Raw genomic sequence first — 23831 nt, forward strand, 5'->3', positions numbered from 1 at the left:
AAGAAATATGAAGCAAGCAAACTTATATATTAACGGAGAATTTGTTTCAGCAAATGATACATACGAAGTGGTAAATCCAGCAACAAATGAAGTAGTGGCTACTGTTGCAAAAGGTGGAGAAAAAGAAGCGAAGCTAGCAGCAGATGCTGCTTATGAAGCGTTTCAAACATGGTCTAAAAAAACAGCAGAAGAGCGCGGTAAATTATTATTTAAATGGCATCAGCTGATTGAAGAACATACCGATGAACTTGCTGAAATAATGACAGTCGAACAAGGCAAGCCTCTTAAAGAAGCAAAAGGTGAAATTGGCTATGCCAACGGATTCGTTTCATGGTACGCAGAAGAAGGAAAACGCATTTACGGAGAAACAATCCCAGCTTCTTCTCCTAATAAACGATTATTTGCTCATAAGCAGCCTGTGGGAGTCATGGCAGCTATTACACCTTGGAACTTCCCGGCAGCTATGATTACGCGTAAAGTAGCGCCAGCTTTAGCAGCTGGATGTACAGCGGTTATTAAACCGGCAGAACAAACGCCACTAACGGCTCTTCGACTAGCAGAGCTGGCACAAGAAGCGGGTATTCCAAAAGGCGTAATTAATGTAGTTACGGGAGATGCAAAAGCGATTGGAGAAGCGTGGCTTCAAGATGGACGCGTACGTAAACTATCGTTTACGGGCTCTACAGAAGTAGGTAAACTGCTAATGCGCGGAGCAGCTGATACGGTTAAAAAAGTGTCTTTAGAATTAGGCGGACACGCTCCGTTTATCGTAACAGCAAATGCTGATTTAGATAAAGCAGTAACAAATGCAATTGCTTCTAAATTCCGTAACGCTGGTCAAACATGCGTATGTACAAACCGCATCTACGTGCACGAATCTGTTGCTAAACCGTTCGCAGAGCAGTTTGCAGCGGCTGTTAGTCAGCTGAAAGTCGGAAACGGCTTAGAAGAAGGTACGGATATCGGACCTCTGATCGATGAAAAAGCGTTAGAAAAAGTAAAGCGCCACTTAGATGATGTTGTAGCAAAAGGCGGAAACGTCTTAACTGGAGGGGCTGTACGCGAAGAAGGAAGCGGACTTTTTGTTGAGCCTACGGTTGTAAATGGTGCAACAGACGATATGCTTTGTATGTACGAAGAAACATTCGGGCCAATTGCTCCAATTGCGACGTATCAAACAGAAGAAGAAGTTATTCGCCGTGCAAATAACTCGCCTTACGGATTAGCAGCTTATGTGTTCACTGAAAATATTTCAGAAGCTATTCGTATTGCTGAAGCTTTAGAATATGGTATTGTAGGACTAAATGATGGACTACCTTCTACACCACAAGCGCCGTTTGGCGGCTTTAAAGAAAGTGGACTTGGACGTGAAGGCGGACATTACGGAATTGAAGAATACTTAGAAGTAAAATATATTTCTTTAGGCTTTTAACAAAAAGTGATTTCGCTTTCCTGCGAAATCACTTTTTTTAGTAATAGTACACGTGGGGAATTTGTGCATGGATTGATTGAAAATTCATGAATAAAAAACAAAATTCTTCTAGAGTACAGCATTCAAGATCTTCGCAATCGTGAGAGTTAAAAAAATCTTCAAGTATAGTTGCCTCCACGTCTTTAAATAACCAGTGGTGTTCAACATCCTCAAAATTGCCGCGATAAACCTCACTTAACCCATAGAAGTCGAATATATCTTCCAACTGCTTCTGTTGCATAGCCATCCCTCCTCTTCCTAGTATAAGAAAAAGAAAGAGATATTAAACAAGCCGTCATACTACTTTGTTTTTTTTATAAAATCTCGTATAGTTAATAGTAATGACAAGCAAAGGAGTTTCGGTATGTTTACATATATCACGTTATTTGGTTTTCTTGGATTCGCTGTGTATTCGAGTACGTGGATTTATTCTATTGTCAAAAAAGATGGAAGAGCAAAGAAAAATGGAAAGGGTACTCTTATTAGTTTTCTTGTGATGCTTATTGGGTTAGTCGGTCTGCAGCTTACGTAATCATAGATTATTTTGACATTTTTACCACCTTCACTTATAGTTAACGTTGGGCGAACATATGTGTGATTTTGTTCACAGTGCTTGCCTTAAGTTGAAAAAGAAAGAAGGTGGCATATTTGAGATATCACACACATATTGCAACATCGATTGCTGCCGGTGCCGGTGTGGCTATAACAGGAGACGCTTCGTTTACATTTCCTTATGTTGTAGGCATTGCGATTGGAGCGCTGCTTCCTGATATTGATGAACCAAATTCATATATTGGTAGAAGATCTCTTGGTCTCGCAAAAGTCATTAAATCTATTTTTGGACACCGAGGTATTACGCATTCTATTCTTGCAAGTGGACTTATTTTTTATTTACATACGATGTATAACAACGATTTTACATTAGGGATAGCCTATGGATACGCTTTTCATATTCTTGGAGATTTCTTTTCTAAACGAGGGGTACCTTTTTTCTCTCCTCTTAGCAAGAAGAAGTTTAAGCCTCCTTTAACATATGAAACAGGTGGTGGAGCAGAGACTCTCATCTTTTACCTGGCAGTGATAGGAAGTTTTTATATGCTTTATAAGTATCAGCTGTACACTCAGCTGTTTTAAAGGAAGAAGAGGCTGGGACAACAGTATGTTAGCTGAGGTGAATGACGAACCATTGATCAAAATATTTGATCGGTGGTTCGTTTTTTATTGGAATGGTAAACGTGGGTGTTATCTGTTTTGTTGCTTCTAGTGGTTGACTGGAGGGCAAGGCGAAGACTCCTGCGGGGAAAGTAGACTAAGACTAGATACGACCCCGAAGGAGCCTAGCGACGAGAAGGCTCATCGGCCGCCCGCGGAAAGCGAAGCCTTGTACTGATATCAACAGCAGTGTCATAAGCGAGCGAGCCGTGCGATCTCATTTGTTCGTCTTTAAATGGAAGTGATTTAGTTATGTCTCAATCTCTCTTTTAGGCTTCCACTACGTAAAGTTCAGTCGTTTTCATAGGAAGGGTAATGGTAATACTTGTGCCGTCATTTTTTTCACTGGCTACATGAAAAAAACCATTATGTTCGTTAATAATTTTGTTGCAAATTGTTAGTCCTAGGCCTATTCCTCGTTCTTTTGTTGTATAAAAAGGCTCTCCTATATGAGGGATACGCTTTGAATCAATTCCACATCCATTGTCTTTTATCACAATGCACAGCGTTTCTCTAGCTGATTTTTCAATTGATACTGCCAGCTTGCCGCCGCTTTCCATCGAATCAATGGCATTTTGTATAACATGAATAAATACTTGGGTTAGCTGTGTTTTTTGTCCACTAATGAGCAGGGGATGTTCTTTTGGATAATGGCGAATGATGTGGATGTTTTTGACTCCAGTAGCCGGTTCAAATTGCTTTAATACCTCATCTAACAAGTCGGTAATAACAAGGTTGTCTGTATATACGTACTCTTGTTTAGCTAAACTCATAAACTCTGTGATAATATGTTCAATTTGTGAAAGTTCATGCTGAATGAGATCTCGATAAATCATTGTTTTTTTCGGTTGCTGTGTCTCACTGAACAGTTGTATAAACCCTTTAATGGTTGTTAAAGGATTTCTAACCTCGTGTGCGATACTTGCAGCAAGGTGACCAATGACAGAAAGTTTTTCTGAATTTCGGATCTTTTTCTCTGCTTGTCTTTTTTCTGTTACGTCTCGTGAGACAAATACAAACCCTTCGATTTCTCCCGTAGATGTGATAATTGGAGCGCCTTTACATTCTAATAAAACGATGGTGCCGTTCACATGAAACTTTCGGTATTCAAATGTGGAGGCCTCTTTTGTTTTGCTCATGTTAGCTAAAATAGTGGAGATTATGTGTTTGTCTTCGGGATACGCATTGATAAGCACATGTTGTCCAATAAGTTCATCGGGATAAACGCCTAACGTTTTAGCGTAAGAAGGAGAAGCGTATTCATAAATCCCATCTTCAGTAATAGCACATACTAAATCATGGGTATGAGATAAAATAGCTTGATGCTTTGGTTCATTGTCATCTGTAATGATTCGATCTTTTAATGGATAAAAAAGCTGATCTTCTTGGTTGGTGAAGGTGTGCCGAACTTGAGTGCCGCACATTCTACAAAAATTATAATCTTCCTTATAGTTACAAGAAGGACAAACGGACATCGAATCACTCCAATCAGATCTATGCAATGAGAGAGTTCTCAAGCATATATAATCATTATTATATATTCAAATTATAGGAAAAAATATGAAAAATCAAATGTGCTATAGGGAGGGGAATAGGGCTTGAAAACCCTATATAGAGATTTCAAATACATGTTTTTAGTTGCAAATAGATAAGAAAGGGAATTTTTTACACGTTTAAAAAATTCAGCATATCAAATAAGAGGCGTGATTTACCTCTTATTTGATATGCTGATAATGCTCTAGCGCGCGCTCTCTAGCTGCTTTATGATCGACAATTGGAGCCGGGTATGTTTTATTAAGTGTAACGTTTGCTTTTTCTAATACGTCTGCTGGGGCCTCCCAAGGTTTATGAATATAAGAAGAAGGAATATCCTTAAGCTCTGGAAGCCACTTTTTAATATATTCTCCTTCTTTATCAAATTTTTCTGATTGAGTAATTGGATTAAAAATACGAAAATATGGCGCGGCGTCTGCACCCGAGCCTGCAACCCACTGCCAGCCCATTGTGTTATTAGCTAAATCTGCGTCTACTAAGGTATCAAAAAACCAATTTGCTCCGTGTTTCCAATGAATTAAAAGGTGCTTTACTAAAAAGGAAGCAGCTACCATTCGAACTCGATTGTGCATAAAACCTGTTTCCCACAGCTCTCGCATTCCGGCATCGACAAGGGGATAGCCGGTTTTTCCATTTTTCCAAGCTTGAAGCTCTTCATTGCCGTCAGCCCACTGAAATTGCTTAAATTTTTCATTAAGCGGTTCAGTTGTAGTGTGCGGGAAATGATAAAGCAGCTGATAAGCAAAATCTCTCCATATAAGTTGACGAATAAACATTTCAGCTTGCTGTTCAAAAGCATCAGAACGTACTTTTTCAGCTTTAGTTCTCAAATAATGATAAAGGACTCGAGCTGAGAGCTGTCCTGTGGCAAAATAAGGAGATAGAAACGAATTTAATGCTTCAGCAGGAAAATCCCGTCCTTTTTCATAATGAAGCAGCTTATTCTTTAAAAACGTTTTGAAGACATCCACAGCGCCTTTTTCCGTAGCTTCCCACGTTGACCTAATCGTTTCATCCCACGGTATGCTTGGAAGCAAATCGAGATCGGAGACTGAAAGAGACTCAACAGGTTTAGAGGAAGCCTGTATGGAAGTAACTTTTTTTACAGCAGAAGATACGGAATGTTTTTGAGAAGCTTTATAATAAGCTGTAAATACTTTATAAGGGTCTCCATTTTCTTTTGTGATTTTCCAAGGTTCATGAAGGAGAAATCCCTCAAATGTGCGAATATTTATTTGTTGCTCTGAAAAAAAAGCTTGAAGCTCTTTATCTCTTTTTAGCGCATGTGGTTCATAGCATCTATTCCAATAAATATCTTGTGCATTCGTTTCATGGAGTAATTTTTGCAACACATCTTTAGGGTTTCCTTTTTGTACAATCAGCGTTCCTTCTATTTTTTCAATCGAGGTTTTAAAGTCATTCAGCGCATGGTGAAGCCACCATTTACTTGCACTTCCCATTGAGCTTTCTTCATAGTCGTCATGGATATAAATAGGTACAACTATTCCTTCTTTAGCTGCGTGAAATAGAGCTGGGTTATCAACCAGCCGAAAATCTTTTCGAATCCATACGATAATGGTTTTATTCATCATGTGCCACCTTTCTATCTGCAATTTGCCTCGATTATAGCTTTTTTCTTATACGTTCTACAATTTTGAATGTGTAGAAGGCCTATTTTCTTATGGACGAATTTCAGATTGATGGTAAAAAGAATAACGTAAACAGAGTAAGAGAATGGGAAGGAGCCCTTAAAAATGAGAAATTCGTATGGAATGAAACAAACCGGACAACCGATATCCAATCCATATATGCAAGCAGCACCTAAACCTGCTAAAATGCCGCCTATGCCTTCTGCAAAAGAAATGCAGGTAATGCCGATGCAAGAAGGCGCAAATCAAATGCCAATGCATGGAGAAATGCCGCCGATGCAAAAAGAAATGAATCAAATGCCAATGTACGGAGAGCTACCGCCAATGCATGAAGGAATGGGTCAAATGTCGATGCAAGACGGAATGCCAATGCACGGAGGAATGGGTCAAATGCCGATGCAAGGTGGAATGCCGCCAATGCACGAAGGAATGGGTCAAATGCCGATGCAAGGTGGAATGCCGCCAATGCACGGAGGAATGGGTCAAATGCCGATGCAAGGTGGAATGCCGCCAATGCACGGAGGAATGGGCCAAATGCCGATGCAAGGTGGAATGCCGCCAATGCACGGAGGAATGGGTCAAATGCCGATGCAAGGTGGAATGCCGCCAATGCACGGAGGAATGGGTCAAATGCCGATGCAAGGTGAAATGCCGCCAATGCACGGAGGAATGGGCCAAATGCCGATGCAAGGTGGAATGCCGCCAATGCACGGAGGAATGGGCCAAATGCCGATGCAAGGTGGAATGCCGCCAATGCACGGAGGAATGGGTCAGATGCCGATGCATGATTGCGGATGCCGCGATTTATCAGCACCAGTTGATCATCAGCAGCCTCATTCTTTAAATGATTGGATGTTCATGCAACAAACAAATCCACGTTCTTTTTAATAAACCCTTTACCCTAGATAAAAGGGATGTATTTTTGAATCTTTAGTATAAATATAGAATTTTATTAATTGAAACGTCATGAGAAAAAGAATAGTTCTTACTCTTTTTCCATGACATTCAATTTTTTGAAAATATTAATCACATCTTTTGGGTGTTTTCTTACATAAGAGAGTTTGGTAGAGTTTTTTAAGTATAAATACAGGGAAAAGAAGGCAAAAGCTCTATATTAAAGGGGAAAGGGTGTTTTTAGAATGATATTAGAAGTCACAGCTGCAACCTTACATGATGCTAAAGTTGCCCAGGAACATGGTGCCGATCGTATAAGCCTTGTAACTGGAATCGGTGAAGGCGGCTTAACCCCAAGCTACGGTTTGATGAAAAAAGTGAAAGAAACGATACATATCCCAATATTTGTGATGATTCGTCCGCATAATCAATCTTTTCAATATGATGAAGATGACTTGCAAACAATGATTGAAGATATTCACTATGCAAGAGAAATTGGCATTGATGGAATTGAAATGGGCTGTTTAACAGAAGACAAAATTATTGATGAGCAAGCTTTAAAGCGACTGCTGGATGCGGCAGGAGAAATGAATGTAACGTTCCACTTAGCATTTGATGAAATCAGTGATCAAGAAAAGGCGCTTGAAACGCTTTTAAGCTATAAGCAAATTCAGCGTGTCATGACTTCAGGAGCGGATAAAAGTGCACTAAACGGTATTCCTCATATTAAAAAACTGTTAAGAAGAATGAAAGATAAAGATATTATTTTAATCGGGACAAAAGGGCTGAAACCTGAAAATCTTCAAGCGTTCTTATCCGTTACTCCCGTGAAAGAAATTCGTATTGGTTCAGGAGTTCGAGTGAATTGTCAATATACGAAACCGCTTGACCCAAGGAGTGTAAAAGCTGCAAAAGAGACGATGAATAAACAAAAGTAACAGAAGTGCTACAAGAAATTGTAGCACTTTTTTATTTGCAAATAAAAAAGGACTTATGACATAGTTTTCCCAAATTGGAAAACATCACAAAGCCTATTAAACCCTTGATACGTATAAGAATGCTAAATTTTTAAGCGTCTAGAGTGGAATAGGAATAATTTCATATTTTCAGAATAATCATTGACAGTGATAATCATTATCATTTATTGTTGTAATTGTTAATGAAAATCATTATCAATTGAATAAACAGGAGGATATGATATGTCAACGTCAACGAAACAACTTACATCAAATGAAATGCTGCTTGCTATGCAAAATGAACGAGAATCCAATGCAAGGTCTTATCCGAGACGCCTTCCTATTGCAATTAAGCAAGCAAAAGGCGCCGTGATCACGGATATGGATGGAAAAGAGTATATTGATTGTTTAGCCGGAGCCGGTACGCTTGCTCTAGGTCATAACCATTACGTAGTTCATGAAGCAATTCAAGACGTTTTAGCAAAATCTATTCCTTTACATACATTAGATTTAACAACGCCTGTGAAAGAAGCTTTTGTTGATGAAGTATTCGCTAGTTTACCAGAAAACTTTGCAAATAAAGCGAAAATCCAATTTTGCGGTCCAACTGGAGGAGACGCGATTGAAGCGGCTTTGAAGCTTGTAAAAACAGCAACAGGCAACCGAACGATTTTATCTTTTCAAGGGGGATATCACGGCTCCACGCACGGAACGTTAAGCATCAGCGGTACAACGAGTCCCAAAAAGCACATTCATGCACTAGTACCTGATACACATTTTTTACCTTATCCATATGAATACCGCTGCCCGTTTGGCGTAGGTTCGGAAGGCCACACGTACATTAGTACATATATTGAAAATATGCTGGATGACCCGGAAAGCGGAATTGTGACTCCAGCGGGTGTTGTAGTAGAAATCGTACAAGGAGAAGGAGGTTCTGTTCCAGCGCCGATTCCATGGTTAAAAGAGCTTCGCCGAATCACAAAAGAACGAAATATTCCGCTTATTGTAGATGAAGTTCAAACTGGAATTGGACGAACAGGAAAGCTGTATGCATTCGAACACGCTGATATCGAACCGGATGTATTAGTACTATCTAAAGCAATTGGAGGAAGCCTGCCTTTATCCGTTGTTCTATATGATAAAAAGCTTGATCAATGGGAAGCAGGTGCACATATCGGCACATTTAGAGGAAATCAGCTTGCGATGGCTACAGGACGAGCTACTCTGCAATTTATAAAACAAGAAAACTTACCTGCACATGCTCATGAATTAGGAGCTTATATTCAGAGTCAGCTAAAACATATTCAAAAGCAAGTATTCTCAATTGGTGACGTACGCGGAAGAGGTTTAATGCTGGGCGTTGAAATCATCGACGCAACAAAGCCGGCTAATAAAATCGGCAGTCATCCTGCAAACGGTGAGTTAGCTAAGCTGATTCAAAAAGAATGTTTCGACAGAGGCGTCATTTTAGAAGTGGGCGGAAGACATGGTGCTGTTATTCGTTTGCTTCCTCCATTAATTTTAACGAAACAACAAACGGATGAAATATTGACGAGATTTGAAGAAGCGGTAAAAGCAGCAGAAGAGAAGTGGGTGAATAAATAGAATGGCGCCGTTTGAAAAGTGGTTTTTATCATCATCAAAAGAAAGCCTCGAGAATTATGAAGCGATGATAGGCGGAATGACTGAGATGATTAAACGTCACTACCATACACTAAAAGCCCCTTATACTCACAAAGACATTCACGAACTATCGAACTTAGTCAATCGCTCGGTCTATTTTAACGAGCATGAACAGCCGCTAGAAGATCTGTTTGATGACGTACAAGCCGTAGTGATGGATCATTCGCTTCATATTTCGCATCCGGGGGCAATGGCGCACTTGCATTGTCCTCCGATTATACCGGCCCTTGCTGCAGAAGTGATGATTTCTGCTTTAAATCAATCTATGGACTCGTGGGATCAAAGTCCGGCAGCTACGTATATAGAAGATCAAGTGATTGATGAGTTAACACAACAAATTGGTTATCCAAGCTCTTCTTCCGGCGTTTTTACAAGCGGAGGGACTCAGTCGAATTATATGGGACTTCTGCTTGCTCGTAATGAGTATTGTCATGCTGCATTTTCCATCGATGTTAATGAAGAAGGCTTACCGTTTGAAGCTAAAAAACTGCGAATTTTCTGCTCCGAAAAAGCCCACTTTACGGTACAGCAATCTGCAGCTCAGCTTGGACTGGGCATGAATGCGGTGGTGAGTGTAAAGTGCAATGAAAGGCACGAGATGGATATAGAAAATTTAGAAGAAGCAATACGGGAAGTTAAAGCACAGGGAAACCTTCCTTTTGCTATTGTAGCAACGGCAGGCACAACGGATTTTGGCAGTGTGGATCCTCTTTTTCAAATAAGTGAGCTAGCTAAAAAAGAAGGGCTTTGGCTTCATGCTGACGCCGCTTATGGAGGAGCGCTGCTGTTTTCACATAAATATCGTGAGCGCTTAAAAGCTCTTGAACGAGCAGATTCTATTACGATGGATTTTCATAAGTGGTTTTATCAGCCGGTAAGCTGCGGGGCATTTTTGCTGAAGAATTCAGCTATGTTCAAACACATTCAGCTTCATGCAGATTATCTAAATCCTGAAGAAGATGAGCATGTACATTTGGTAGATCGCAGTATTCAAACGACCAAACGATTTGACGCCTTGAAGCTATGGCTGACTTTCCGTGCAGTAGGTACAAATGAGTATGGAAAAATGGTTGATCATACGATTGAAACGGCTAAGCAAACAGCTGAACATTTACGAAAGCAAAGGAATATTGCGGTGTTAAATGATCCTTATATGAACGCGGTTGTATTTCGCTATGTGCCAGGCACTTTATATGGTGATTGTCAAAAACAGCAGCATTATGAAAATAAGTTAAATCAGCGTATTCAGCAGCATTTATATGAAAAAGGCACTTTTATCATGGCAAAAACAAAGCATAAAGAGCAAGCTTATTTAAAGCTAACGATGTTAAATCCTATGATTACAGTTGATTCTGTTGCCACTCAGTTAGAGGAAGTCGTGGCTTTAGGAAAAGAGTTGGAGAAAAAGGAGGAGCGATTACGTGAACGCTCAGTTATCGGCTAATTTTATTACGATGCAAAATATTATTAATTGCTATATTCGAGAAACAGGTAAGGGAGTATGGCAGTCCGTTTCAGAAATGAAAAGCGAGGAAACGCTCGTTCTTAGGCTAGAAAAACAGCCGGTAACTCTTTACTTTCCAGTAAAGTACCGCTCAGCTACCGGACGTCACTTGTTCTTTCCGGTCTTTTATTATCGCATTCAGAAAGAGGAGATCAAGGAGTTAGATGTCGTCACTCTTTTAGCCTTTCTTTTAAAAGAAGTAACAGATCATTTACTACAGGTGAATGAGTTAATTGTACGTGTGCTACTAAGCTATGAAAATATGAAATTGTTCATTGAAAAAAGACAGAAAGAGTTAGAAGCGTGCTATAAATGGGACAAAACGTTCTTAGAATCTGAGCAGTCCTTGCTTATTGGCCACCAGCTTCATCCAACACCTAAAAGCCGCCAAGGGATATTACCTGAAGAAGAAGAGGTATTTGGGCCTGAAGTGAACGGCAAATTTCAGCTTCATTATTTTAAAGCACATAAATCGCTTGTTGCAGAACAGTCCGCCGGGAGTCAAACCGCATCACAGCTTATTAAAGAGCAGCTGAAAAAAGATAAGAAGGTTTCTGACGAATTCATACAGTCGTATTGCCAAGCGGACGACTATTCACTTATACCTATGCATCCGCTGCAAGCTCGTTATCTTTTAGGAAAAGAAGAAGTGTGTGAATGGATTCAAAAAGGCAGGCTTGCTTATCTAGGGCCACACGGTCAGCCGTTTTACCCAACTTCGTCTGTTAGAACCGTATACAGCGAAGATGCAGATGTAATGTACAAATTCTCTATTCCGGTGAAGATTACGAATTCGCTAAGAGTGAATAAACGTAAAGAATTAAGCAGAGGTGTAGAAGTGAGTCGTTTATTGCAAAAGGGACTACAGGCGGAGCTTCAAGAAAATCATCCGGCTTTTCAAGTGATTGAAGACCCTGCTTACATCACGCTTGGAACAAAGGAGCTTGGGTTTGAAGTCATGATTCGAAGCAACCCTTTTCAAGGTGAGCACGGGAACCGTACAACGCTCTTAGCAAGTTTGTGTCAAGATCACGTGTTTGGGAAAGCTTCTCAAATTGAAAATATTATTAATCATATTGTTTCAAGTGAAAATAGCACGAATGAAGACATAAGCAAGCGCTGGTTTAAACGCTATTTAGATGTTTCTTTTCATCCTATGATGTGGCTTTACACTAAAAAAGGAATTGCGCTGGAAGCTCATCAGCAAAATTCCGTTATTAAACTTGATGAAAACGGATATCCATCGATGTTTTACTACCGTGACAACCAAGGCTATTACTTTATGAAATCAAAGGAACAAGAGCTTCGCAAATTGCTTCCTTCCTTAAACGGAGAAAGCGATACGGTATGTGATGATGCTGTAGCAGAAGAAAGATTTCGTTATTACGTATTATTTAATCATATTTTAGGATTAGTTAATGCTTTTGGTGCAGCTGGCCTCGTTCAAGAGTCAGATCTGCTATTGATTCTGCGACAAGAAATAGAGATGTACAAAGAAAAAGATCATACGAGGCTTGTTTCATCGATGTTAGAAGAGCAAGTGCTTCCTTGCAAAGCCAATTTCTTAACGCGCGTTCATGATATGGATGAGCTGGTAGGCTCTCTTGAAACGCAGTCTGTTTATGTAAATGTTGAAAATCCTCTGTACGAATCTGCAGGTGTACGGGTATGAAATCGGGATTACAAACGCAGTATCCATTTATGATTCAGCAAAAGGAGCAGAGCATCACCTTTCGCTCTGTTTCTTTTGCAAAAGATTTCGAACGGCTGTACAAGTGGATGCATGAACCGCATGTTATTCCGTATTGGAATTTAAATATTTCAAGACAGGCGTATGAGCAGCATTTAAAAACATTTCTAGCTGATTCCCATCAAAAACTGTTAATTGGAGAAATTGACGGTGTACCTATGAGCTATTGGGAATCTTATACGGTTGACGGCGATATTATCAGTAACTATTACCCTTACGAAAAAGGAGATCAAGGGATTCATTTATTAATTGGAGAACCTGCTTTTTTAGGAAAAGGCTATATTTATCCGCTCCTTCTTGGTTTACTAAAGCACAAGTTCGAGGTAGCAGATACTGCTAAAGTAATAGCGGAACCAGATATACGAAATGAAAAGATGATTGCAGTATTTAAAAAATGCGGCTTTCAATTTATGAAAGAAGTGTCGCTGCCTGATAAAACAGGTGTACTGCTGAAATGTGAAAGAAAAGTATTTGAAAGAAGGTGGAGCGAATGGAACAACGGGACATTTTAGACGTAATTGGAGTAGGAGTTGGTCCATTTAATTTAGGATTAGCAGCTTTAATTGATAAAGCAGATTGTACATATAAATGTTTTGAACAAAAAAATGAGTTTAATTGGCATCCAGGAATGCTTTTAGAAGGGACCACTCTTCAAGTCCCGTTTATGGCAGACGTGGTCACGATGGTGGATCCGAAGAGTCCGTACACGTTCTTAAATTATTTGCATGAGCAAGAGCGTTTGTATCAGTTTTATTTCTTTGAGAAGTTTCACATTCCGAGAAATGAATACAATCATTATTGCCGCTGGGTAGCAAGCCAGCTGAGCGGGCTTGAATTTAACAGCACAGTAAAAGAAGTAAAAATGCATGAAGATGCTAAACCTTACTACGAAGTAATAGTTGAAAAAGAAGGGAGGCTTCATACCTTTTACAGCTATCATCTTGTAACCGGAGTAGGTACTCAGCCCGTAGTGCCAAGAGACTTTCAATCAGTAGCCAGCGATACGTTCTATCACTCCGCTCAGTACAAAATGAATCGTGAACAAACGCTGAAGGCTAAAAGTATAACCGTAATTGGCTCTGGACAAAGCGCAGCTGAAATTGTCTACGATTTACTTCAACAGCAGCCTGAATTTGATTACAAGCTGAATTGGTATACGCGCTCAAAAGGGTTTTATCCGATGGAGTATTCAAAGCTTGGCCTTGAACATTTTTCACCGGATTATACCCGCTATTTTTACAGATTGCCCGAAGAGAAAAAAGAGAGCGTTTTACGAAATCAAGCTCTTTTATACAAAGGAATAAGCTTTGAAACGATCGGTGATATTTATGAGTTGATTTACGAACGAACGATTGGCGGGAAAGAAGTGCCGCTAACAATGCGCGCGCTTACGGAACTTGCAGGCGTTGAAAAGACAAACGATACACATCTTCTTACTCTTCACCAATACGAGCAGGACTCGTTTGAAAAAGAAGAAAGTGAAATTGTCATTATGGCTACTGGCTATCATGCAAAAGAGCCTGCTTTTATGGAAGGTTTAAAAGAACATTTGCTGTTTGATGAAAAAGGACAGCTGAAAATTAGCGAATTCTATCAAGTTGAGATGAAGAAAAAAGGCGCTCCGCTATTTGTTCAAAACGGAGAGCTTCATACACACGGGGTTGGAGCACCAGACTTAGGTTTAGGCGCTTATCGAAATGCTGTTTTGATTAATCAAATTGCAGGTAAAAACGTGTACAAAATATATGGAAATACTGTCTTCCAAAAGTTTGGATTTTAAGAAATGATTTCTCCGCGCTTTGTTTTTATCTGTTTGTTTATGACCATGACGTCAGAGGTATTATTATCACCATTTTATCCACAGTATTTTACAAATGCTTTCCATGTAGATGGAGTCGCAATGACGTCTTTTTTTATTATTTGCTGCCGGATTGTGGTCATTGTTATGACTCCTTTATGGGGAATGCTGCTTAAAAAGTGGAAAATAAAACATATAATCGTAGCGTCACTTCTAATGACAGCCTTAATTAAAGTCATTCTGAGCGAAGTTTCTACTTTTTATGGATTTTTAGCCACTTCGTTAGTATTACTTGTGTTTCAAAGCAGTTTATATCTTTTGTACCCATATTTAGTAGGCGGCATAAAAAATGGACAGAAAAAGGCAAGTGCCGCAACAACCTATGTATTTATTGTTCATACGGCTATTATTGTCGCTAGCTTGTTTGGAAGTACGATTATTGCATGGGAAATGCCGCTTAAAGTATATCAGTACTTTGCTTTAGCTGATATGGTACTGGCCGTATGGCTCATAACAAGAAAAGCTTCATCTTTAAAAAAAGAAAAAACATCAGCATACATTCAAAGTATAAACGAGCCTATTTTTTTCTATTTGCTGGCTATTTTCTTTTTTCACCTTGGACACAATGTCATTCGCCCTTATTTTACATTGTTTACAAGTGACACATATGGCATGAGCAGTCAAGGCAGCGCTTTGTTATATGTGATGCCGAGCATTATGGCGATCATCTTAAAGCTTACGGTACCTACAAAGCTATTTAATGGCAAAGTTATACCGCTTTTTTATGGCGTAACAGGTACTAGTGCTTTACTGCTATGTTTGCAAGCATATGCCGATCATCTCAGTATGTTTATTATAAGTCGAATTTTATATGGAGCCGGGTTTTATCTCAGCATGGTTATACTTGATATCTATTTATTTCAAAAAAGCAAAGAAGGAGCTGCTTACTATTACAGCTGGCTTATTGCTGTTCAAAACATTGCCCTGCTGATTGCACCGCTTTTAGCACTAGAAATCAGCAAAGTAAATTTAGCGCTTCCTTTAGCAGCTGGTGCCGCTGCTTTGCTAGCTGCTAGCGCTGTAATGCCGCTGCGTAATAAAACGATCCCTATTCTAAGACAAGTAAAGGAGAATGAAGGATGAAAATCAAAGAAACGAATCTTTCCGTATTTAATAAGCAATCATGGGAAAAAGCAAATCGACAGCTTTTAGCTAAAATGCTGCAGGAATTTATGTATGAACATATTATTGCACCGAAGGAACTGCAAAAGCAGGGGGAGATTTCCACCTACCAGTGGGAAGACCACCGGGGCGTTACGTATACATATCAAGCGAAACAGCGATTGTTTGACAGTTTTTCTGTACTGCCAGAAAGTATTAAGCTGACATCTAAAACGTCAATCCCTACATTTTCTGAGGCATTGCAGCTGTTAATTAGCCTATCTGAAGACAAAGGAATGTCTAGCTCAACCGCAGGTCACTTAGCAAAAGAATATTTTCATACGTTAATAGCAGACGTGCATTTGCAAAATCGAAAATCAGCTGATGAATTAGCAGATATGGATTATGCGGAGCTAGAAGGTGAAATGGCGGGACATCCTTGGATTACATACAACAAAGGCCGCATCGGATTTGGCTATGATGATTATCTGCGGTTTGCACCTGAGCAAAAACAAAAAATTCAGCTTTCATGGATTGCTGTAGCGAAGCAAATTGCTTCTTTTCATTCATTAGATACCCTCGGCTTTGACGATGTTATGAAACAGGAGCTAAGCAGTGAGAGGCTAGCTGAATTTGAAAAAGAATTAACAAGCCAAGACCTTTTAGCGGCGGACTATTACTATATTCCCGTTCATGAATGGCAGTGGATGAACGTGATTGTTCCTTTATTCGCTGAATACATTGCAAATGATTTAATTGTTCCGTTAGGAGAAGGTGAAGATCAATACTTGCCTCAGCAGTCGATTCGTACATTTGTGAATACAACAAATCGAGATAAATATCATGTAAAGCTTCCTATGAGTATATTAAATACGCTTGTGTACAGAGGTCTTCCAAGTGAGCGGACGGTAATTGCTCCTCAAGTAACTCAGCACATAAAAGGCATACGAGATCGCGATGCGTTTTTAAAAGATACGTGCAAAGTAGGACTTTTAGGTGAAGTGGCTACGTTAAACGTAACTCAGCCGACGTTTGCTTCTATTAAAGACGCGCCTTATCAGTATTTAGAAATGCTGGGAGTCGTTTGGCGTGAAAGCATCTATCAAGAGTTAGAAGAAGGAGAGCATGCGATTACGCTAGCTGCGCTTTTACATGTTGACAGTAAAGGGAAAGCTTTAGTTTCGTCGTATATAGAAAAGTCGGGCTTAACTCCTGCCGGGTGGATCGATGCGTTAACCAGCGCTGTGTTGCCCCCGCTTCTTCATTACTTGTACCAATACGGTACTGTATTTTCCCCGCACGGTCAAAATACGGTATTGGTGCTTAAACATAACAAGCCCGTTCGAATTATTATGAAAGATTTTGTAGATGACGTGAATATTAGCGATCAGCCGTTTGAAGAACTGCAGCAGCTATCTTTTGAATTGAAAGAAGTGCTGCGCAGCGAAGAGCCGGAAGGACTGACGCAGTTTATTTTAACAGGGTTATTTGTTTGTCACTTCCGCTATTTAGCAACTATTTTAGAAGAGCATGAAGGCGTAGAAGAAGCGGACTTTTGGAAAAGTGTACGAGCAGAAATTTTACATTATCAAGCATCATTTCCACATTTAAAAAAACGATTTGAACTATTTAATTTATTACGTCCAACCATTACGAAATTAACGTTAAATCGAAATCGAATGTTTGATTACGGATACGAAGATGACGGAGATCGTCCTCACGCAAGCGAATATGGCAAGGTACAAAATGCTCTGCATGAAGTGAGTGAAAAAGCTGTGCAATAATAAGGAAAAGTCGCTGGTGTTGTGCTGGCGGCTTTTTTATGGTTAATTCAAAAGCAGGAAGCGAAGGGGATGAGCTGCAGCACTTTAGGAAACACTCACTTTATGTATGTGTAGAATGTAAAGGTGAGTAAATGAACGATTTGATGTAGTAGATGTTAGAACAACAAATACACAAGCCGATGCAAACGTTTCGGCTTTCTTTTGTCAAAGCACTATTTCAATGTCGCATCGCTACAAGGATAATGGTACAATTGTCTGTATATTTAAAAAAAGAGAGGGAATTACATGAAATCGCATATTCAAAAACATTTAACTTCATATAAAGAGAAATATAAAAATCGAGGTCGGCTGCTAATTAGCTGTCCGGACAAACCGGGTATTGTAGCCGCTGTGTCTACGTTTTTACATGAGCACGGTGCAAATATTGTAGAATCAAGTCAACATTCAACGAACCATGAAGGGGGTATGTTTTTTATCCGTTTCGAATTTGAATGTGAGGATTTATTAGCTAAAGGAACAAAACTAGAAGAAAGCTTCAAAAAAATTGCCGATACATTTTCAATGAACTGGCAGTTTACATATGCTCATAATTTGAAAAAAACAGCTATTTTTGTGTCAAAAGAGCCTCATTGTCTACTAGAACTGCTGTGGGCATGGGAAAGCGGAGATTTGATGACAGACATCGCTGTCGTTGTGAGCAATCACGAAGATGCGCGCGAAGTGGTTGAATCATTCGGTATACCGTTTAAACATATACCGGCGACAAAAGACATTCGCCAAGAAGCAGAAGCCAAACAGCTGCAGGTATTAAAAGATTATAATATTGACGTGATTATTTTGGCGCGTTATATGCAAATTTTAACGCCAACTTTTGTGGCGGAAAATCCGTATCGTATCATTAATATTCACCATTCATTCTTACCGGCATTCATTGGAGCACGTCCATATGAACGCGCATATCAACGAGGTGTAAAATTAATTGGTGCTACGTCTCACTATGTAACGGACGACTTGGATGAAGGTCCAATTATTGAACAAGATATTGAACGCGTGAACCACCGTGATGATGCGGATGACTTAAAGAAAAAAGGCCGCTTAATTGAACGTACGGTGCTCGCACGTGCTGTGAAATGGCATTTAGAAGACCGCATTTTAGTGCATGAAAACCGCACAATTGTATTTAATTAACAAAGACTAAGCTATTAAAAAGTAGTTTAGCCGAAGGAAGATCCGAACGATGAATCGAGATTCTTGAGAGAGAATGAAATTCGTTCGGATTTTTTTATGGTCATGGTAAACGTAGATTTCATCTGTTTAGTTGCTTCTAGCGTTTGATTGGAGGGACTCCTGCGAGAAAAGCGGAACAGATGAGAGACCCCCCAAGTGCCCCCAAGTGTAAGCGAAGAGGAGGCTCATCGGCCGCCAGCCTTGCACGGAGATCAACCGCGGTGTCATAAGCGATTCATACGCGATTATTTAATTGATTTTGTTAGGTCTCATTCTCGTTTTTTCCGGGGAAATCGCGTATCTAAATGATAAAAAACTTTTCTGCATGAGCTGAGATTTAGTTGTTTACTTAGCTCGTGAACACTTATACAATAGAAAAGGACTTTTTAATAAAGGAAGTGTCGGAAGTGAAACAATATCTTGAACTTTGCGAGCATGTGTTAGCAAATGGAACAAAAAAAGAAGATCGGACAGGAACAGGTACAATTAGCACATTTGGCTATCAAATGCGTTTTAATTTACAAGAAGGTTTCCCGGTATTAACGACAAAAAAACTTCATTTGAAATCAATTATTCATGAACTGCTTTGGTTTTTACAAGGAGATACAAACGTTAAGTATTTACAAGATAACGGCGTGCGCATTTGGAATGAATGGGCGGATGAAAACGGGGAACTTGGCCCTGTGTATGGTCATCAGTGGCGTTCATGGCCAACTCCGGACGGAGAAAAAATTGATCAAATTACAAATGTTATCAATCAGATTAAAAACAACCCTGATTCTCGCCGCTTAATGGTAAGCGCCTGGAATGTGTCTGATGTAGACAATATGGCTTTACCGCCGTGTCACTGCTTATTTCAGTTTTACGTAGCGGACGGCAAATTGTCTTGTCAATTGTATCAGCGCTCAGCTGATATTTTCCTAGGCGTACCGTTTAATATTGCTTCATATGCGCTGCTTACAATGATGGTGGCACAAGTGTGTGATTTAGAGCCAGGTGATTTTGTTCATACGTTTGGCGATGCGCATATTTACAGCAATCACATTGAACAAGTAAACCTGCAGTTAACGCGTGAGCCTCATGCTTTGCCAAAAATGAAAATCAATCCAGACGTAAAGTCAATTTTTGACTTTAAATTTGAAGACTTTGAGTTAGTAGACTATAATGCGCATCCTCACATCAAAGGAGCTGTGAGCGTATGATTTCCCTCATTGTCGCAATGGATCAAAACAGGCTGATCGGTAAAGAAAATGATTTGCCATGGCGTCTTCCGGAAGATTTAAAGTATTTCAAGCGCATCACAACGAGTCATACGACTGTAATGGGAAGAAAAACATTTGAATCAATTGGACGCCCGCTTCCTAATCGCGAAAATGTGGTTCTTACGCGTCAAAAAGATTATCAACAAGAAGGAACAACCGTTATTCATTCAGTTGAGGAACTAGAAGCATTAGATGCTGAAAAAGAAGACGAGCTCTTCGTGATTGGCGGAGCTACTCTGTATGAGCAAACATTAGACGTTGCAAACCGACTTTATATTACGCATATTGAAGAATCCTTTGAAGGAGATACACATTTTCCTGCGATTGATTTAAGCGAATGGAAAGTTATTTCGAAGCAGCAAGGAATTAAAGATGAAAAAAATCCCTACACGTATTATTTTACCGTATACGAGCGAAGCTGATCTCTTTTGTTTGTAAAAAACGCGAGTCTGGTACAAAAGTATGTTAGTTGAAGAAAAATCCGAACGTTGAATCGTTCGGATCTTTTCATTATGAGGGTGAAGGTAGATTTTATGTATGCAGGTGCTCTTAGCAGGTGACTGGAGGCTCACGGGCCGCCCGCGGGAAGCGAAGTCTCGTATGGAAATCAACTGCGGTGTAACAAGCGCCCCCTACTAGCTAGCTCTTATATGCCATTTATTCGCCTTTAGGTTGATTTCATTATGTTTCAATCTCTTTTTATATTGATTTTAATTGCTTCATCATTTCGTGAAAAGCCGTTGGGCTCACAAACTGTTCAGGTCTCCAGTTAGCTTCAATCCATTCAATCAGTTCGCTTGGTGTATTAAAAACTTCTCCGCTCGTATCTGCTTTGCGAAGCATATATCTACCGTTTTCTTCATCTGCAACTATTTCGCACGGAACGGCACTTTCATGACTTTGAAGAGAAAACTCCATTTATTCCACAACCTTTCTTAATTTATACCTGTTATCGCCGCAGCTGCATGTAGAAAGTATGGGCAATTTTGCAAGTCTATTTAGCGTTTGCCAAACATATGTAAAGTATGTGGACAGTAAAATAGTTGGAAAAGTTTTTTTAGTTAGTATTAATAAAAAATAATGATTTTTCTAAATTTTTTGTGATATAATGTACAAATTAATAATGGTAGAAGAGGAAGGAAGTTGGTTATGAAACAACAAGTAGATAATCGAACAAAACACGTACATTTAGAGGACATCATGATTGCAAATCAATTGATTAAAGATGTTGTTGTGCATACACCACTACAGCGTAATGACGTTTTGTCTGAACGATATGAATGTAATATCTATTTAAAACGTGAGGATTTACAGGTGGTGCGCTCATTTAAAATTCGCGGTGCCTACAATCGAATCAAAAAGTTATCCCCAGAAGAATTAGAAAATGGAATTGCCTGTGCAAGTGCAGGAAACCACGCACAAGGTGTAGCATATGCGTGCCGTCATTTAAATATCGATGGTAAAATCTTCATGCCGAGCACAACACCGCGCCAAAAAATTAATCAAGTGAAATTTTTAGGCAAAGATAACGTAAAGGTCGTACTAATCGGAGATACGTTTGATGATTCTTATGAACAAGCTATTGCATGCAGTGAAGAGGAACATCGAACATTTATTCACCCATTTAATGATGTAGACGTTATTGCAGGGCAGGGTACAGTAGCCGTTGAAATGTTCAATGACTGTGAAGATGAAATTGACTACGTATTTGCGGGTATCGGCGGGGGCGGATTAATTTCCGGTGTCGGCACATACGTAAAAAGCATCTCGCCTCAAACAGCTGTGATTGGGGTAGAACCAGCAGGCGCGCCTGGCATGCAGACATCTTTAGCAAATGGAAATGTAGTGACGCTACCGGCAATCGATCCATTTGTAGACGGAGCAGCTGTTAAAACAGTTGGAACGCTTCCGTATGACATCAGTAAAGAACTTGTGGACGATATTGTAGTTGTTCCTGAAGGCAAGGTTTGTACAACCATTTTATCTCTATACAATGAAAATGCGATTGTAGCAGAACCAGCAGGCGCTCTTTCGATTGCTGCTCTTGACTCATACCGTGAGCAAATTAAAGGGAAAACGGTTGTTTGCGTCATCAGCGGAGGAAACAATGACATTGGACGTATGCAAGAAATCAAAGAACGTTCGATGATTTATGAAGGATTACAGCATTATTTTATCGTTAATTTTCCTCAGCGCGCAGGAGCTCTTCGTGAATTTCTTGACGAAGTGCTTGGACCGACAGACGATATTTCGCGCTTTGAGTATACGAAAAAGAATAACAAAGACAGCGGACCAGCACTTGTAGGAATCGAGCTTAAGCATAAAGAAGATTATTATCCATTGATTAATCGTATGGATAAAAAAGGATTCCCTTATACGGAAATTAATAAAGAAAGCAACTTATTTCACTTATTTATTTAAATAGAAGGTCATTTTAAAAAGGAATGCTTCATCAACTGTCGAATAAGTTGATGAAGCATTTTTATTTTAAAAAATATTTGTATTTTCTTTTTATTTTATCAAGACAGAAAGTGCCTCAAGCATTATAATAAAATAAACGGGTAAAAAGAGGGTTGATCGCCTTGCTATTAAAAAGCCTTGAATTTAAACATGTCAGTGGTCAAAGAGTAAAAATTACTGAAATTCCAGTTTTAGAGGAAAATAGCACGTTTCGGTTCATGTTATCTGCAAAACTTGATTTATTTATTAGACAAATCACGAACGAATCAGTTCCGAAGCAAACCTACTCGTTTCAAGAATATTTAAAACGCGTGTTGAAATGGAAAGATTACGAACAGCTCTTTAAGTCTCATGTATTAAAACATAATGCATAAACGTAAAAGTTGACTTTTCTGAATATTTCAGCAGAGTCAACTTTTTTTTGTTGATATAAAAGGTTGAACTTGCGTTTTACGAATTAGCAAAACTTGCATTCTATTATAACTATATTGTTGAAAGCGTTCATGTTATACTAGTCTGCAATGCATCTTATAGGGGTGAACACATGGCGAAAATTAAAGTGGTAACGGATTCAACAATTGATTTAACGTTGGAAGAAGCTGAAAAGTACGGTATTGAGATGATACCTTTATGTATTAACATTGATAATAAAACGTATTTAGATCGCGTGGAATTAACGCCGACAGATTTTATTGAAAAAATGAAAAATTCAAAAGAATTACCAAAAAGCTCTCAGCCAGCTATTGGTTCTTTTGTTGAAGTATATGAACGATTAGTTAGTGAAGGGTATGACGTCATTTCGATTCATATGACTGGGGGAATGAGCGGAACTGTTCGAGCAGCTGAAAGCGCGGCTCAAATGGTAGAAGGAAACATCACCGTTGTTGATTCTATGTACATTACAAAAGCTCTTTCGTTTCAAGTCTTTGAAGCGGTGAAAATGATTGAAGATGGGCATACAGTAGAAGAAATTATCACGCGCTTGGAAGAGGTGCGTCAAAATACGAATCTTTTTGTCGTAGTTGATACGCTTGAAAATTTGGTTAAAGGTGGACGTATTGGACGAGGAAAAGGATTGATCGGTTCTCTTTTAAATATTAAGCCGATTGCTTCTCTAGCTGACGGAGTATATACTCCTGTTGCTAAAGTGCGCAGCCATTCTCAAGTTGTTAAGTTTTTAACGAAACAGTTCGAAGAGCATACAGAAGGAAAAAGTATTAAAGGAGTAGGGCTTGTACATGCAGATGGATTTGGACTCGCCTCTAAATTAAAAGAATCAATTGTGAAGGCAAGGGGCTATACGCAATTTTCAATTGAAGATACGACGCCTATTATCTCGACGCATACAGGTATTGGTGCAATTGGTTTTATGTATTTTGCTGAATAAAGTGGGTTGCTTTTTGCAAGTCACTTTTTTGGCTTTCTCTTTTTTGGAAAAAGGGGAAAGAGAAGTGGACGAACGT

The 23831-nt window shown here is 39.4% G+C and carries 22 protein-coding genes; 18 read left to right on the forward strand and 4 right to left on the reverse strand.

What is annotated here, in order from left to right; all coding sequences use genetic code 11:
• Positions 1-7 precede the first annotated feature (7 nt).
• Positions 8-1432, forward strand: a complete 1425-nt coding sequence (locus tag AC2YJL_RS04180; protein ID WP_230933470.1) for an NAD-dependent succinate-semialdehyde dehydrogenase — start codon at positions 8-10, stop codon at positions 1430-1432.
• Between the two features lie 37 nt (positions 1433-1469).
• On the opposite strand, the gene AC2YJL_RS04185 is transcribed toward AC2YJL_RS04180, so the two are convergent.
• Positions 1470-1712, reverse strand: coding sequence for a hypothetical protein (locus tag AC2YJL_RS04185; protein WP_028410878.1), 243 nt, complete (start codon positions 1710-1712; stop codon positions 1470-1472).
• A gap of 123 nt (positions 1713-1835) precedes the next feature.
• Between AC2YJL_RS04185 and AC2YJL_RS04190 the strand changes: the two genes are divergently transcribed.
• Complete coding sequence (locus tag AC2YJL_RS04190) at positions 1836-2003, forward strand: hypothetical protein (RefSeq protein WP_014458527.1); 168 nt, start codon at positions 1836-1838, stop codon at positions 2001-2003.
• A gap of 107 nt (positions 2004-2110) precedes the next feature.
• Positions 2111-2605, forward strand: a complete 495-nt coding sequence (locus tag AC2YJL_RS04195; protein ID WP_228459494.1) for a metal-dependent hydrolase — start codon at positions 2111-2113, stop codon at positions 2603-2605.
• A 347-nt stretch (positions 2606-2952) separates the two neighbouring features.
• Here the strand turns inward: AC2YJL_RS04195 and AC2YJL_RS04200 are convergent, their stop codons facing one another.
• Positions 2953-4158, reverse strand: coding sequence for an ATP-binding protein (locus AC2YJL_RS04200; protein WP_230933469.1), 1206 nt, complete (start codon positions 4156-4158; stop codon positions 2953-2955).
• A gap of 240 nt (positions 4159-4398) precedes the next feature.
• Positions 4399-5826 (reverse strand): cryptochrome/photolyase family protein, encoded by a 1428-nt coding sequence (locus tag AC2YJL_RS04205; RefSeq protein ID WP_374199238.1) that lies wholly within the window; start codon positions 5824-5826, stop codon positions 4399-4401.
• Between the two features lie 165 nt (positions 5827-5991).
• Here AC2YJL_RS04205 and AC2YJL_RS04210 point away from each other — a divergent pair, with 165 nt between their 5' ends.
• The 12 genes from AC2YJL_RS04210 to AC2YJL_RS04265 all read left to right on the forward strand — a co-directional run bounded on the left by AC2YJL_RS04210 (position 5992) and on the right by AC2YJL_RS04265 (position 20330).
• Entirely contained in the window at positions 5992-6774 is a 783-nt protein-coding gene (locus tag AC2YJL_RS04210) for a hypothetical protein (protein ID WP_487374635.1), read from the forward strand.
• Positions 6775-7025: 251 nt separating this feature from the next.
• A complete protein-coding gene (locus AC2YJL_RS04215; protein ID WP_195696027.1) occupies positions 7026-7718 on the forward strand; it encodes a copper homeostasis protein CutC in 693 nt (230 codons plus the stop codon).
• A gap of 261 nt (positions 7719-7979) precedes the next feature.
• On the forward strand, positions 7980-9344 hold the full coding sequence (locus AC2YJL_RS04220) for an aspartate aminotransferase family protein (RefSeq protein ID WP_251568425.1): 1365 nt from the start codon (positions 7980-7982) through the stop codon (positions 9342-9344).
• Between the two features lies 1 nt (position 9345).
• Positions 9346-10866 (forward strand): pyridoxal phosphate-dependent decarboxylase family protein, encoded by a 1521-nt coding sequence (locus AC2YJL_RS04225; protein WP_251568426.1) that lies wholly within the window; start codon positions 9346-9348, stop codon positions 10864-10866.
• Positions 10844-12598, forward strand: a complete 1755-nt coding sequence (locus AC2YJL_RS04230; protein ID WP_251568427.1) for an IucA/IucC family protein — start codon at positions 10844-10846, stop codon at positions 12596-12598. The genes AC2YJL_RS04225 and AC2YJL_RS04230 overlap by 23 nt, the downstream gene beginning before the upstream one ends.
• The gene (locus tag AC2YJL_RS04235; protein WP_195696031.1) at positions 12595-13188 is read left to right on the forward strand and encodes a GNAT family N-acetyltransferase; all 594 of its coding nucleotides are present in this window, start codon (positions 12595-12597) and stop codon (positions 13186-13188) included. Before AC2YJL_RS04230 ends, AC2YJL_RS04235 begins: the two co-directional genes overlap by 4 nt.
• Positions 13167-14456, forward strand: coding sequence for a lysine N(6)-hydroxylase/L-ornithine N(5)-oxygenase family protein (locus AC2YJL_RS04240; protein WP_251568428.1), 1290 nt, complete (start codon positions 13167-13169; stop codon positions 14454-14456). The genes AC2YJL_RS04235 and AC2YJL_RS04240 overlap by 22 nt, the downstream gene beginning before the upstream one ends.
• Positions 14457-14459: 3 nt before the next feature.
• Positions 14460-15617, forward strand: coding sequence for an MFS transporter (locus AC2YJL_RS04245; RefSeq protein WP_195696033.1), 1158 nt, complete (start codon positions 14460-14462; stop codon positions 15615-15617).
• Complete coding sequence (locus tag AC2YJL_RS04250; protein ID WP_487374636.1) at positions 15614-17419, forward strand: IucA/IucC family protein; 1806 nt, start codon at positions 15614-15616, stop codon at positions 17417-17419. The genes AC2YJL_RS04245 and AC2YJL_RS04250 overlap by 4 nt, the downstream gene beginning before the upstream one ends.
• 285 nt (positions 17420-17704) lie before the next feature.
• Positions 17705-18607 carry a formyltetrahydrofolate deformylase gene (gene purU, locus AC2YJL_RS04255; RefSeq protein ID WP_230933463.1) on the forward strand — a complete coding sequence of 301 codons (903 nt, stop codon included), beginning with the start codon at positions 17705-17707 and terminating at the stop codon, positions 18605-18607.
• Positions 18608-19053: 446 nt separating this feature from the next.
• Positions 19054-19848: a thymidylate synthase gene (locus AC2YJL_RS04260; protein WP_013058746.1), complete on the forward strand. Its 795-nt coding sequence runs from the start codon at positions 19054-19056 to the stop codon at positions 19846-19848.
• Positions 19845-20330, forward strand: coding sequence for a dihydrofolate reductase (locus tag AC2YJL_RS04265; protein ID WP_487374637.1), 486 nt, complete (start codon positions 19845-19847; stop codon positions 20328-20330). Before AC2YJL_RS04260 ends, AC2YJL_RS04265 begins: the two co-directional genes overlap by 4 nt.
• A gap of 277 nt (positions 20331-20607) precedes the next feature.
• On the opposite strand, the gene AC2YJL_RS04270 is transcribed toward AC2YJL_RS04265, so the two are convergent.
• Positions 20608-20826, reverse strand: a complete 219-nt coding sequence (locus tag AC2YJL_RS04270; RefSeq protein ID WP_195696036.1) for a hypothetical protein — start codon at positions 20824-20826, stop codon at positions 20608-20610.
• 231 nt (positions 20827-21057) lie between these two features.
• On the opposite strand from AC2YJL_RS04270, the gene ilvA reads away from it, so the two are divergent.
• The 3 genes from ilvA (at position 21058) to AC2YJL_RS04285 (ending at position 23755) form a co-directional block, all read left to right on the forward strand.
• The gene (gene ilvA / locus AC2YJL_RS04275; protein WP_013084697.1) at positions 21058-22329 is read left to right on the forward strand and encodes a threonine ammonia-lyase IlvA; all 1272 of its coding nucleotides are present in this window, start codon (positions 21058-21060) and stop codon (positions 22327-22329) included.
• A 161-nt stretch (positions 22330-22490) separates the two neighbouring features.
• Positions 22491-22742: a DUF2535 family protein gene (locus tag AC2YJL_RS04280; RefSeq protein ID WP_195696037.1), complete on the forward strand. Its 252-nt coding sequence runs from the start codon at positions 22491-22493 to the stop codon at positions 22740-22742.
• A 170-nt stretch (positions 22743-22912) separates the two neighbouring features.
• Positions 22913-23755, forward strand: a complete 843-nt coding sequence (locus AC2YJL_RS04285) for a DegV family protein (protein WP_195696038.1) — start codon at positions 22913-22915, stop codon at positions 23753-23755.
• Positions 23756-23831 lie beyond the last annotated feature (76 nt).

This window comes from Priestia sp. SRI_019, from assembly GCF_057586255.1.

What these genes read in the sequence shown, in the direction of transcription:
- AC2YJL_RS04250 (WP_487374636.1), top strand. Translation starts at nt 15,614, where the DNA reads ATGAAAATCAAAGAAACGAATCTTTCCGTATTTAATAAGCAATCATGG.
- AC2YJL_RS04265 (WP_487374637.1), top strand. Translation starts at nt 19,845, where the DNA reads ATGATTTCCCTCATTGTCGCAATGGATCAAAACAGGCTGATCGGTAAA.
- AC2YJL_RS04205 (WP_374199238.1), bottom strand. Translation starts at nt 5,826, where the DNA reads ATGAATAAAACCATTATCGTATGGATTCGAAAAGATTTTCGGCTGGTT.
- AC2YJL_RS04245 (WP_195696033.1), top strand. Translation starts at nt 14,460, where the DNA reads ATGATTTCTCCGCGCTTTGTTTTTATCTGTTTGTTTATGACCATGACG.
- AC2YJL_RS04225 (WP_251568426.1), top strand. Translation starts at nt 9,346, where the DNA reads ATGGCGCCGTTTGAAAAGTGGTTTTTATCATCATCAAAAGAAAGCCTC.
- AC2YJL_RS04190 (WP_014458527.1), top strand. Translation starts at nt 1,836, where the DNA reads ATGTTTACATATATCACGTTATTTGGTTTTCTTGGATTCGCTGTGTAT.
- AC2YJL_RS04240 (WP_251568428.1), top strand. Translation starts at nt 13,167, where the DNA reads ATGGAACAACGGGACATTTTAGACGTAATTGGAGTAGGAGTTGGTCCA.
- AC2YJL_RS04215 (WP_195696027.1), top strand. Translation starts at nt 7,026, where the DNA reads ATGATATTAGAAGTCACAGCTGCAACCTTACATGATGCTAAAGTTGCC.
- ilvA (WP_013084697.1), top strand. Translation starts at nt 21,058, where the DNA reads ATGAAACAACAAGTAGATAATCGAACAAAACACGTACATTTAGAGGAC.
- AC2YJL_RS04185 (WP_028410878.1), bottom strand. Translation starts at nt 1,712, where the DNA reads ATGCAACAGAAGCAGTTGGAAGATATATTCGACTTCTATGGGTTAAGT.
- AC2YJL_RS04285 (WP_195696038.1), top strand. Translation starts at nt 22,913, where the DNA reads ATGGCGAAAATTAAAGTGGTAACGGATTCAACAATTGATTTAACGTTG.
- AC2YJL_RS04270 (WP_195696036.1), bottom strand. Translation starts at nt 20,826, where the DNA reads ATGGAGTTTTCTCTTCAAAGTCATGAAAGTGCCGTTCCGTGCGAAATA.
- purU (WP_230933463.1), top strand. Translation starts at nt 17,705, where the DNA reads ATGAAATCGCATATTCAAAAACATTTAACTTCATATAAAGAGAAATAT.
- AC2YJL_RS04235 (WP_195696031.1), top strand. Translation starts at nt 12,595, where the DNA reads ATGAAATCGGGATTACAAACGCAGTATCCATTTATGATTCAGCAAAAG.
- AC2YJL_RS04210 (WP_487374635.1), top strand. Translation starts at nt 5,992, where the DNA reads ATGAGAAATTCGTATGGAATGAAACAAACCGGACAACCGATATCCAAT.
- AC2YJL_RS04180 (WP_230933470.1), top strand. Translation starts at nt 8, where the DNA reads ATGAAGCAAGCAAACTTATATATTAACGGAGAATTTGTTTCAGCAAAT.
- AC2YJL_RS04200 (WP_230933469.1), bottom strand. Translation starts at nt 4,158, where the DNA reads ATGTCCGTTTGTCCTTCTTGTAACTATAAGGAAGATTATAATTTTTGT.
- AC2YJL_RS04220 (WP_251568425.1), top strand. Translation starts at nt 7,980, where the DNA reads ATGTCAACGTCAACGAAACAACTTACATCAAATGAAATGCTGCTTGCT.